General features: G+C 67.7%; 8 protein-coding genes. 3 read left to right on the forward strand and 5 right to left on the reverse strand.

Features of this window, described 5'->3' with window-relative positions; all coding sequences use genetic code 11:
* Positions 1-2: 2 nt before the first annotated feature.
* Positions 3-2,090: an acyltransferase family protein gene (locus QPJ90_RS15765; protein WP_290132088.1), complete on the reverse strand. Its 2,088-nt coding sequence runs from the start codon at positions 2,088-2,090 to the stop codon at positions 3-5.
* Positions 2,091-2,224: 134 nt separating this feature from the next.
* Between QPJ90_RS15765 and QPJ90_RS15770 the strand changes: the two genes are divergently transcribed.
* Entirely contained in the window at positions 2,225-3,835 is a 1,611-nt protein-coding gene (locus QPJ90_RS15770; protein ID WP_290132089.1) for a hypothetical protein, read from the forward strand.
* 6 nt (positions 3,836-3,841) lie between these two features.
* On the opposite strand, the gene QPJ90_RS15775 is transcribed toward QPJ90_RS15770, so the two are convergent.
* Genes QPJ90_RS15775 through QPJ90_RS15785 form a run of 3 tightly spaced genes read right to left on the reverse strand, consistent with a single transcriptional unit; the run spans position 3,842 to position 8,112 of the window.
* Entirely contained in the window at positions 3,842-6,526 is a 2,685-nt protein-coding gene (locus QPJ90_RS15775) for a CDP-glycerol glycerophosphotransferase family protein (RefSeq protein ID WP_290134255.1), read from the reverse strand.
* Positions 6,527-6,565: 39 nt separating this feature from the next.
* On the reverse strand, positions 6,566-7,279 hold the full coding sequence (locus tag QPJ90_RS15780) for an ABC transporter ATP-binding protein (RefSeq protein WP_290132090.1): 714 nt from the start codon (positions 7,277-7,279) through the stop codon (positions 6,566-6,568).
* Positions 7,280-7,290: 11 nt separating this feature from the next.
* Positions 7,291-8,112 carry an ABC transporter permease gene (locus QPJ90_RS15785; RefSeq protein ID WP_290132091.1) on the reverse strand — a complete coding sequence of 274 codons (822 nt, stop codon included), beginning with the start codon at positions 8,110-8,112 and terminating at the stop codon, positions 7,291-7,293.
* A 161-nt stretch (positions 8,113-8,273) separates the two neighbouring features.
* Here QPJ90_RS15785 and QPJ90_RS15790 point away from each other — a divergent pair, with 161 nt between their 5' ends.
* Together QPJ90_RS15790 and QPJ90_RS15795 are read left to right on the forward strand one after the other, a co-directional pair.
* Positions 8,274-9,644, forward strand: a complete 1,371-nt coding sequence (locus tag QPJ90_RS15790; RefSeq protein WP_290132092.1) for a glycosyltransferase — start codon at positions 8,274-8,276, stop codon at positions 9,642-9,644.
* Positions 9,641-11,095: a glycosyltransferase family 2 protein gene (locus QPJ90_RS15795; protein WP_290132093.1), complete on the forward strand. Its 1,455-nt coding sequence runs from the start codon at positions 9,641-9,643 to the stop codon at positions 11,093-11,095. The genes QPJ90_RS15790 and QPJ90_RS15795 overlap by 4 nt, the downstream gene beginning before the upstream one ends.
* Before the next feature lie 115 nt (positions 11,096-11,210).
* On the opposite strand, the gene QPJ90_RS15800 is transcribed toward QPJ90_RS15795, so the two are convergent.
* Entirely contained in the window at positions 11,211-12,008 is a 798-nt protein-coding gene (locus QPJ90_RS15800) for a hypothetical protein (protein ID WP_290132094.1), read from the reverse strand.

A 12,008-nucleotide genomic window follows, 5' to 3' on the forward strand; every position in this document is an offset into this window, starting at 1 on the left:
GGTCATCCGAGGTCTGCGCTGTTCAGCGTGTCGTTCTCACGGAGCGACTTCGCGAGCCACGGGCCGAGGGAGGTGCTGTACGTGTTGGACAGATGCGATCCGTCGAAGTACACCGACACCCCGCCGATGGCTGAGTAACAGCGGGACTCGTCGCAGAATCGGTCCTCGACCGGCACGTAACCGACAGCATTGCCGAGACCGTCGTCCCGCATCGCACGGAACACAGCGCTCGTCGATGCTGGGTAGGCCGAAGCGAGCGGGTTCGAGCACGACGACGGCGTCTGCTTCGCCAAGCAGTCTGGCCCCCATACCTTCTTCTCGAGGGTCGGGCCGGTCAGCGGGACATGCTGCATCACCGTGACGTCACGCCCGACGGCTCGGGTCGACTCGACGAGTCGTTCGTACCCCTTCGCCTGGTTCCCACGCCCGCCGTCGAACACGTAGTTCGCCCAGAGGTCCGCGAGCACCACGCGATCGACCTTCGGGACGACGGACTTGAGCACCCACGCGTTGCGGTCGGCGCACCAACGCTGCTGGTCCTGTGGAAGCTTCTCTCCCCAGGCCGTCTCGTCCGGCGCAACGAGCGACGAGGGGCACTTGTTGCGCGCGGCGACGATGATCCTCCAGTGGTTGATCTTGCCCGCGATGTCGAAAGCCGACGACCATGCACCCGCATGGGAATCTCCCCACAGGAGGACCGTCTGAGTGCCGGCCGGATCACCCAAGGAACAGAGCTTCTCGGTGTTCTCGGTGATGTCGTCGATGCAGTCGTCCTGCCATGCCACAGGCTTGTCCGCGAGGGATTCCGGCAGGTGTGCGCGGTCCAGCTTGCCGAAGGCGTTGCCGCAATCGGGGTTCCCGAGCGCCGCCGCCGCGTAGCAGCTGTCGCCCTTCGTGACCTTCGCGATCAGTGCCGCGTTCTCGCTGGCGGTCGCTGCGTTGCTCACCCCGACTGAACCGATCGAGCCGATCACCAGCACGGCCGCAGCAGTCGCGCCGGCGACGAAGCTCCGACGCCGTCGAGCGGTGAGCCACGGGGCGCGCCGGAACGGGTCCTCCACGAACCGTTGGCTGACACCGGCGAGGACCAGCGTCGCAAGGATGATCGCGACCTTCTCGCGGGTTCCGAGGGCGTGCCCGACAGCGACCGGTAGAAGCACGATCAGGGGCCAGTGCCAGAGGTATGCCGAGTAGGAGATGTCACCCAGCCAGCGCACGGCGCCGAAGCGGGACACGTAGGCCCACGACCACACTCCGTCCTCGGACGATCGTGCTGCGATGACGAGCCCCGCGCCGACTGTCGGGAGCAACGCTGCGGCACCCGGGAACGGGGTCGAGTCCGAGAACGCGAGCGTCGCGATCGCGATGCTTGCGATGCCGGCCCACGCGAGCCAGCCGGGGACACGAACACGCTCCGGCAGGAGTGCGATGACGGCCCCGACGGCAAACTGCCAGGCTCGAGCCGTCGTGTCGAAGAATGCGACGTCAGGATCGGTCGCGGTGTGGACGAGGGACCATACGAAACTCACCGCCCCGAGGAACAGTACGGCCGTCCCGAGCGCACGGCGCATCGGCACACGCCGACGATGAGCGACGAGCGCGACCGCGAGCAGGACGAGCGGCCACGCGATGTAGAACTGTTCCTCCACAGAGAGGGACCAGAAGTGTTGGAGCGCGCTCGGCTGGGAAGCCGCCTCGAGGTAGCTCACCGACTGGGAGGCGAGGTACCAGTTCTGCGAGAAGAGCGTGGATGCGAGGGCACTCCACCCGGTCGGCGCGAGACTCGTCGGGGGGAGCAACAGAACTGAGGCGATCAACACGAACACGATCACCAGAACGGCGGCGGGTGCCAGACGTCGGATCCGACGAGCGTAGAAGTCGACCAGTAGCCGCGGAGTGGGCTGCGATCCGATGGACCGCACCAGGTGACCGGTGATTAAGAAGCCTGAGATGACGAAGAACACGTCGACCCCGACGAAGCCCCCGGGAAGTCGATTCGGCCAGAGGTGGTAGAGGACGACGAGTCCGATCGCGACGGCACGGAGCCCCTGGATGTCGGCCCGAAGGTGCGGTTTCGCTCGCTTCTGCACCAGAGCACTGTAGTGGACGCGAGCGCGCGTCATTGAACTGTCATGGAGGGCACTTCGGTCGTCCCCCGTTCTGCGGGTACCGCGGACAGTCGTCACGGTCTAGCGTCGACGCAGGACCAGGTCAGGGGGTCGACATGTCCCGTCATCGGACAATCCGCGGTGCTGCCATCAGCGCCTTCGCCATCGTCGCGATCGTGCTCGCCGCGGCAGCACCAGCCGCCGCGGCAACGAAACCCGCCCAGGTGACCGGTGTGACGAAGAGCACGCAGGACTGGGCTGGCAAGAGCGTCAAGGTGACGTGGAAGGGGGTCTCCAACGCCACGAGCTACGTCGTGAAGTGGTCGACTCGTTCAGACCTCGGCAGCCCGATCTACAAGGACACGACGACGGTCGGTGCCTGGATAACGAAGCTGCAGCCCGCTGCGACGTACTACGTCACGGTGGCGGCGAAGAACGGTTCGACTGCGGGGGCGTGGGCGAAGACGGTCACGACGAAGCTCCAACCGAACGCTGTGTCGACATTCGGCACGATCAGCGCGAAGCCAGCTGAGAACGCCGTGTCGGTGTCGATCCCGGAAGTCGCGAATGCGAGCGACTACCAGGTCAGATGGTCCGCCGGCGCGAACGAGAACCGTACCCCGGACCGCTGGACGCCGCACTTCACTTCCTGGTCGTCGGCGTTCGACCCGGCGACTCGCACTTGGACTCTGCCCGCGTCGGACGGCGACCTCACCTCGGTCGCCTACGGGAACCCGATCTACGTGCGGGCGATGGCGAGGAACACCTACTTCGACTCGTCCTACGTCCGGAAGTCCACCCAGGTCAGCGCCTGGCCGATCCCGGCGAAGCCGGTCTCCTCGGACACAGTCGTCCACGTGGCGAGCTACAACGTGATGTGCTCCGGGTGCGAGAAGCCCGGTGCCCCCGGCTGGACAACGCGGGCTCCGGCGATCGCGAGCACCATCAACGCGAAGGACCCCGACGTGCTGACGGTGCTCGAGGCGAGCGGGTACTCGAACGGCAGCGGGTCGAGCCAGGCGTACGTGGACCTCGATCGGAGGCTTCCCGATCTGCAGCTGGTGGACGACGCCCCGATGACCGTGAGCAAGTCGCACCAGGGCAATCGCATCCTCTACAACCCGGCGAAGTACTCCGTCCTCGCTCACGGTGTGCTCACCGGGATCAAGGACTACGAGGTGTACCCGGCGTCGTCTGCTCCCGACACGAACACGCCGTGGGCCAAGCTGCAATCGAAGGACGGCTCTGGAACGACCTTCATCGTGGTCGCCGCGCACTACGGCATCCCGAACGGTTCGTACTCGCAGGCTCGCAAGACGTTGCTGGGACAGAACTCGGCCCAGCTCCTCAGCGCTCTGAACCGGGTCAACCCACCGGACGCGAACGGCAAGCGCCTGCCGGTGGTCCTCGGCGGAGACCTGAACGACAACCGATACCCCGAGGACGCAACCGACGGAGCCCAGCCGACCCTCATCCGAGGAGGCTTCTACGACTCGTCGGCATCGCAGCACCGGTACGGCACTGCAAAGGCCACCTACAACGACTACAAGCCGGCGAGCCAGCAGGCCGACGACCCGAACAAGGACGGCCAGCGGATCGACTACATCCTCACGCAGGGGTTCCAGGGGAGCGACGAGTTCGTCAACAACTGGAACCCGGGCACGCCGGTCGTACCGTCGGACCACAACATGATCGAGGCCGTCGTGCACGTACCCCTCGTCCGCTGAGGTAGGTCAGGCTGCTCCGACGGCGCTCCGCGTTCCAGTCGGCTCGTCGATGCGCGGACCGCCGTCGAGTGCCTGCATCGCACGGAACACCCGTTCGCAGTTGTGCTCGTCGCGCGTGACGAACGCCTCCCTGGTGCGTGCCTGGTGCACCGGGGCCGAGGTGTAGTCGGCAGCGCCGATCTGCTCGAGAGCCGCTTCCACCCCCGGGACGTCTTCCGCGACGGGTCCGAAGCCGTCCCGGGCGTAATCGAAGTACCCCCTGCGGCCGACGTGCGTCCCGTCGAAGAAAGAGGCTGCATCGAACTGGAAGTACACCAGCGGCACGTCGAGGAACGCCGCCTCGAAGCCTAGGGATGAGTAGTCGGTGACCAACGCCGCGGCCCTCGCAAGAACGTCCTGGACGTTCTTCGTCGCGAAGTCCCAAACATCGACCCATGCTGGGATGTCGAAGTCGGGCAGGTAAGGCTGCATGTTCGGGTGCGGCATGAAGATGACCCGTTTCCCGGTACGCGCTGCTAGGTCACGGACACGTTCTGACCCGATGAGCGCGTTGTACTGCTTGGCGTAATCACTCACGAGGAACGCCGGGTTCTTCAACCGCTCGTTGCTGCCGGGAACCTGGACGCCAGCGAGCTTCTTCCGCCAGGTCGGCATGATGAGGATGAGGTCCTGGTCCTCGGGCACCGTCGATCGGCGCTTCCGCAAGAGTTCATCGTGCCGAGGGAAACCGGTCATCACGACCTCACGCTCGGTGAACGTGTAGGGCCCGTCCCCCGCGATGGACTGCTTCTCCTGCGGCGTCACCGTCACGAAGAGCTCGGCTGGCTTGGCGTTCACCCAGCGGGAGATGTCGTAATTGGTCACGCCGTGCTGGAGCCAAGTGAACGTGAACCGCGGCTCGCCGTACCGTCGGCGGTCGAGCGGGCTCACCACGTAGACGTCGATGTGTGACGAGGCAAGGTGCTTGGCGTGGAGGAGGAGCTTCCGCCAATCACGACTCTTGTGCGCGACGAGGCGGAAGCCCTCGGCTTCGAGTCGTGCCCAATCCCTCGACTTCTCGTCGAGGACGAACCAGGCGTTGACCTCTGGGTGGTGATGCCGGACCCATCGGTACAGGTGTTCCGCGTTGTCGTTCGCGTCGGTGTTGCGATCCATGAACACCCAGGCGTCCTGGAAGCGATCGCGGACGCTCTTTGCACGAACGGAGACCCCGAGGATGGCGTCTTCGAGCTTGCGCTTGTAGACCCCGCGCCGCGCCTTCCCGTACACGGCTGCAGCCGCTCGACGGAGGTGCCGCGTCGCCGGGGTGTCGACATCCGCCCACTTGTTCTCGAGTCGCTTGCGCTGCCCGAGGATCTGCGGCTTCAACTGCCGGAGCGTCAGCGCCTCGTCCGGCTCGTACCGCTCACCTCGCGTGAACGGGACCACACGGCCATCCACCCACAACCGCGTGAGCCGCGCTCGTTCGATCCAGAGGTGTCGCTGCCGTAGCACCGTGCGTCCGTAGAAGACGAAGTCCTGATCCTTCGCGTAGACGGGCTCTCCTTCGCGCCCGTCGACGACGATCCGCTCTGTCGGACGGTCACCAGTGAACCAATAGGTGATCTTGACGTGCTGACGGACCTCGTCGACCCGCTCGAGTTTCGCGTAGGTCGGCCGTTCGGGCACCCCGGAGTACCCAACGAGCAGCGCCCGGCGGACGGCGAACTCGACCCACATGATGTCGAACGAATGGATTGCGTCGTCCGAGATCTTGCTGCGGATCGCCGCGACGAGCCGGTGGAACTCATCGAAGGTCGTCGGCGGGGCGAGGGCAGACGGAGAATTGAGCGCGCGCTCGTTCTTGAAGTACCAGAACAGGTCGTAGAGGACGGTGTTCTCGAGCCAGCGGGGCACGGAGCCGGCTCGTTCCGCCCGCTCCAGCAGGTCCAGGGCACCGTGACGGAGAACGTCCGTGTACTTGCCCGGGTGGTCGAAGTGCGTCTCCATCAACGATGTGCCGTCGCCACGCATCCGGTAGTGGTACTTCGCGGAGGCGAGGACTCCGATGTCGCTCTTCCCGGTCGCGAGCAGGTACCGCCCGATGAAGTGGGCGTCCTCGAAGACGGGACGGACCCGCCCGTCGAACTCGATCCCGTGCGCTCGGACGTCGTCGAGCCGGAAGAACGCGGAGTTCACCGCGAGCTGGATGACCGGCTCCTGCTCAAGGTCGATGATCCGGGAACCCTTCGCGAACTTCATGCGCAAGGGATGGGTGTTCAGCAGCTCCTGTCCTTCGTTGAGTCGCATCTGGTGCGTCGCGAGCATGCCGACCCGGGGCGCTCCGTGCAGATCGATGAACTTCACGACTTCCTCGAAGTACCGGTCATCGAAGACATCGTCGGGATCGGCGAACGTCACCCACTCGGCATCTACCAGCTCGATACCGGTGTTCCGGGCTGCCGCAACCCATGCATTCGCCTGCGTGGTCACCACGACGTGGTCTTCGCGCCCCGAGGCCCACCCGCGAAGGATCGCGAGACTGTCGTCGGTCGAGCCGTCGTCGACGAAGACGAGCTGCGTCTGCCGGAGCGGGTACGACTGGCGTTCGAGTGACGCGAGCAGGTCCGGGAGGAATCGCGCGACGTTGTACACGGCGAACACCGCGCCGACCTTGAAACGGTGCTGCGTCGGCGGCATGGCGGACGTCATCTCTGACACGGGTGTCCCCTCTTGCGGTCGAGCTCGCGCTCAGACGGTTTCGTTGTACGCCTTGACGACGTCGTCGGTCTTGCCGATCATCTTCAGCTCGCCCTCGTTGAGCCAAGCCACCTCGTCGCACATGTCCTTGACCGTGCTCATCGAGTGGGAGACGAGGATGACCGTGCGGCCCTCCTCCTTCATCTCCTTGAACTTGGTCCGGCACCGCTTCTGGAACGTCGCGTCCCCCACGGCCAGCACCTCGTCCACGACCAGGATGTCCGGCGTCACGGCGACGGCCACGGAGAACCCGAGCCGCACGTACATGCCCGACGAGTAGTTCTTCACGGGCTGGTCGATGAAGTGGCCGACGCCGGAGAACGACACGATCTCGTCGAACTTCCGCGCGACCTCCTTGCGGCTCATCCCGAGGATCGAACCGTTGAGGAAGACGTTCTCACGGCCGGACAGCTCCGGGTGGAAGCCGGACCCGACCTCGAGCAGCGACGCCTGCTTGCCGCGGGCGGTGATGGAGCCCTCCTCGGGCCAGAGGATCTTCGCGAGGCACTTGAGGAGCGTGGACTTGCCCGACCCGTTCTTGCCGATGAGGCCAAAGGTCGTGCCGTGCGGCACCTCGAACGAGACGTCCTTAAGGGCCCAGAAGTCCTCGTGCACGGACTTCTTCCCGCGCATCACCATGCTCTTCAGCGAGTCGTTCCGCTCGTGGTACATGCGGAACCGCTTGGAGACGTGTTCGACGGACACTGCAGCATCGGTCACAGGAGTTCAGCCAGCTTCTTCTCGTTGCGGGAGAACACGAAGTAGCCGAGTGCGAGCGATGCGAAGCCTGCGATGGCGCACGCGACCAGGTCGGTCCAGTTCGGGAGGCGGTTGTCGTACATGAGGTTGCGGAAGACCTCGGAGAACCGCTCGATGGGGTTGAGCTTGTAGACGTGGATGATCCACGGGTGCCCGGCCTTGTTCGCAGCATCCTCGACGAGCGACAGCGGGTAGATGATCGGCGACAGGTACATCCACATCTGCAGGGCGATGCCGACGAGGTGCTGCATGTCGCGGAAGTGCACGTTGACGATCGACAGGATGAGCCCGAGGCCGGCGGCGAACATCGCGAGGAACACCATCGTGAGCGCGATGAGCGGGATGAACAACCAGAACTTGGAGCCGGCGATCGCGAGGGCGATGAGCAGGACGCCCATCTCGACGACCCAGGTGAACCCGAAGGACCCGACGGCCGCGAGCGGCAGCGTCATCCGCGGGAAGTACACCTTCTTGATCAGCGACCCGTTCGACACGATCGAGGTCATGCCGGAGTTGATGACGTTCCTGGCGAAGATCCACGGCAGCAGACCGCACATGAGCCAGAGGGGGTAGATGTTGAGCCCGCTGGGGTCACCGACCTCGAGCCGCGCCCGGAAGATGAACGAGTAGACGATGGTGTAGATCAGCATCGTCGCCAGCGGGTTGATGAGCGACCACAGCTGACCGAAGACGGTGCGGCGGTACTTGCCCTTCACCTCTCGTGCTGTGAGGTTCGCCAAGAGTTCCCGTGACGACACGAGCTCGTTCAGGTAGGACATGCTTGGGGCGAAGGCTCCTCCGGGGCGCGTTCGACCGCGCTCCTGATCGGTAGGGTGACGAGGTATTCTCGCACAGCCCGACCCCGAGCCTGGATGCCACGCCTGCAAGTCCGTTCATGTGACTGCATGAAGAACCCTCGGTGAACGCGTAGGCTGTCCCGGTGCTCATCAGCTTCGTCAATCACTCGACGGCGCCTGTGAGCCTCGGGGGCGCAGAGCGGAGCCTGCTCAGGTTCGTCGAGGACTGGCAGGCCGCCGACCCGTCGATGCGTCCCACCTTCGTCACGAAGGCCCCCCGCGGGAAGTTCACCGCCGCGCTCGACGAGCGAGGCTGGGAGTACGCCGCGTTCCGGTACCGCGGCTGGGCCCTCCCGAGCCCCCAGCCGGCCCCCGCCGCGGAACGCGCGGCCTTCGCGACGGTCGACTACGCCGCCGTGAACGCGATCATCCGGCTGTACGAGCGAGAGCGTCCCGACCTCGTCGTCACGAACACCCTCGTCGCCCCGTGGGCGTCCTTCGCCGCCGCCGTGCTCGGGATCCCCCAGGCGTGGTTCGTCCGCGAGTACGGCGACCTCGACCACGGCCTGCACTTCCAGACCGGACGCGCGGGCGTCCTCGGCGACATCGGCCTCATGGCGGGTGCCGTCGTCACGAACTCCGAGGCGATGCGCACGCACCTCGCGCAGTACATCCCGGACGAGAAGCTCTCGATCGCCTACCCGACCGTCGACACCGAGCGGCTGCTCGCCACGCGGTCGGACGCCCCCGCGGTCGCGCCGTTCCCGCAGGCCGAGCCCGGGCTCCGGATCACGGTCGTGGGCCGGGTGGAGGAGTCGAAGGGCCAGCACCGCGTCATCGACGCCCTCGGTCAGTTGCACGAGCGCGGCATCGCGGCGAGCGTCTGCTTCGTCGGCGGGTGGAAGCACCCCGGCGAGGACCAGCGCCTGACCGACCGCGCCCGCTCGCTCGGCGTCGCGGACCGCGTCGTGTTCGCCGGCGAGCAGGCCGCGCCGGCACCGTTCGTCGAGGCGGCCGACGTCTGCGTCACGCCGTCGACCATCGAGGCGTTCGGTCGCACCACGGCCGAGTACATGACGCTCGGCAAGCCCGTGGTCGCCACCCGCACCGGCGGCAGCGCCGAGCTCATCGAGCCCGGCGTCACCGGCATGCTCGTCGACGCGGACGACACGACGGCCCTCGCGGACGCCCTGGCGGCCTACGCAGCCGACCCCGACTCGGCCGGGAGGCACGGTGCGGCTGCCCGGGACCGGCTCACGTCGGTCCTCGGTGCCGGCCACGACAACGCGGCCGCGATCGCCCGCCTGTCCGCCCTGGTCGGCACCGAGGGCTACCGACTCCCCCGGGCAGCGCGGTACTGGTTCGAGTTGCCCGGCGCGTACGCGTCCCTCGGCGCGACGAGCGCCCGTGCCGCGGTCGGTCTCCTCGCGAACCGCGTGCGGACCCGCAGCGGTGCGGTCGGCCGGATGCTGGCGCGGCCCGGTGCCGTGGTCCGGAAGCTGGTCCGCCGGTGAGCGCGGCACGTCGGCCGGTCACCATCGTCGTCCCGGTCTACGACGACCTGCCGGGCCTCGAGCGCTGCATCGAGGCGCTGCTCGAGACCGTCGACTTCAGCGTCGACCGGGTGCTCCTCGCGAACGACGTCGGCCCGCGGGTCGACAAGATCGAGGCCCGCGTCCTGGAGCTCGTGGGCGACCACGCCGGCTTCGAGTACACGCGCAACGCGCGGAACCTCGGCTTCGTCGGCAACTGCAACCGCGCCGTGCTCGAACTCGACCAGACCGGCAACGACGTCCTGCTGCTGAACAGCGACACCGTGCCGCTGCCCGGCTTCCTCGACGAGATGACGGCCGTCCTCCAGGCGGACGACTCGATCGGCGTGGTGTGCGCGCGGAGCGACAACGCGACGATCGCCTCCTACCCGTACGCACGGCGGAACCCGCGGGCGAGCCTCGCACCGCGACGCACCCGCGAGCTCCACGGCCGCACGAAGTACCTGCTGCCGCAGTACACGGTCTCCCCCGTCGCGATGGGCTTCTGCTTCCTCATCCGCCGCGAGATGGTCGACCGCTTCGGCCTGTTCGACGACGTGTTCTCGCCGGGCTACGGCGAGGAGAACGACTTCTGCCTCCGCATCAACGAGTACGGTTTCCAGTCCGTCCTCGCGAACCGCGCCCTCGTCCTGCACACCGGGTCGACGAGCTTCAGCGGCGACCGGGGCCCGTCGCTGCGACTCGAGCACGAGCGCATCCTGCTCGAGCGGTACCCGTTCTACGCCGGCGCCGTCGCCCTGTTCCTCGCGCGCTACCGGGACGCGGTCGACGTGTTCGCCGACGCCTTCCTGCCGGACGACGACGTGGTCCGCGTCGCACTGCACCTCCCCGAGGCGCTCACCAGCAACGTCATCGACCGCACGGACCAGATCCTCGCCGCGGCTCCCGACGACGTCGTCGTGACGCTCATCGTCGCGAAGCCGCAGCTCCGGACCGCGCGTCAGGCGTTCCCCGGCGCAGCGATCGCGGTCGGCGGACGCCCTCGACAGATCTTCGACGTCGCCATCGCGCTCGGAGCGCTGACGACCTTCGGACAGCTCTCGGCCTTGAACGCGAACGCACCCCGGTGGATCCTGGTCGACCCCGTGTCGCAGGACGTCCGTTGGTCGCACGCCGTCTCGAACCACCGTGCGTCCGCGATCGACCGCATCCTGCGCCGCTTCGAGAACCGCAGCACGACCTGGACGACCGGCGAGGACCTCCTCAACCTCGTCCGCACCACCGCAGGGACGGAGATCGACGCGGCCGCACTGCGCGCGCGCTGGCACGCGGTGTCCGACATCGCGGAGGCGACGGGACTCCTCGTGCACCGTGCGACGGTGTCGATCCGTCGCCTCACGGCGCTCACCTTCGGTGCGCGCAACCCGCGGATCGCGCAGCGGTTGCGCGGGATCATCGGCCGCGGGGCCTGACACCGACCGGCGCCGCTCGATCCGTCACCTGACGGCTTCGTCGCCTGACCGGCGGCCGGTCGCCGGACGGGAGGCCCGTGGCGGGCCCGCACCGCGCCTCCCGTCCGATCGCTGGTCACGTGACCGCGTCGACCACCGGTCGGTGGTGCGCCGCCGCGGCCGCGTCCCACGCGCCCAGCAGGTGCAGCGTGGCGATGCGGAACACGAGGGCGCGGACCAGCAGTTGCGGCCAGTCGGCCGTGCCGTGGCCGAGCGTGTGCATGCGGGCCGTGGGCTTGCCGTGCCAGCACACGGCGTCGACGACGGCGACGGCCTCCCCGAAGGCGGCGGGCCGCCAGTACGGCGGCCAGTCGATGACGGCGGGCGGTGCGCCGGGTGCGAAGAGGACGTTGCCGAGCAGGTCGCCGTGCACGAGCTGCGACGGCAGGTCGACGGGGCGGAACGCCCGCGCGAGCCGGGCGAGCGTCGGGTCAGCCGGGAGCGGCAGCTCGCCCCACGCCATCCGGTCGGCACGCGACCAGGCGTCGCCGGAACGCTCCGACGCGCTGTCGTCGAGGAACGATGGCCGCTCGAGGTGCGCGATCGCCCGGTGGAAGGCGCGGCCGGCGTCGAGGACGTCCTCGACGCGGGAGGGGTCGGCACGGGCGTCGAGGTGTTCCCAGGCTTCCCAGCCGCCGGAGCGCCACGCGCCGTCGGCCGTCGCGACGGGGCGGGATGTGCGGAACGCCGGGGTGTGCGCGAGCGTCGCGAGGACCTCCGCGCGCCAGTCGGTCACCGTGGCGCCGTCGTCGGGCCGGAGCACGACGTCGCCCGCACGCCAGGTCAGCCCGCGGCCCCCGTCCAGCCGGACAGGAGTGACGCCGGCCACCCCGAACGCACGCAGGACGGCGGCGTCGGGGCGGTCAGGCGTCAC

Source organism: Curtobacterium sp. 458 (assembly GCF_030406605.1).
Lineage (GTDB): Bacteria > Actinomycetota > Actinomycetes > Actinomycetales > Microbacteriaceae > Curtobacterium.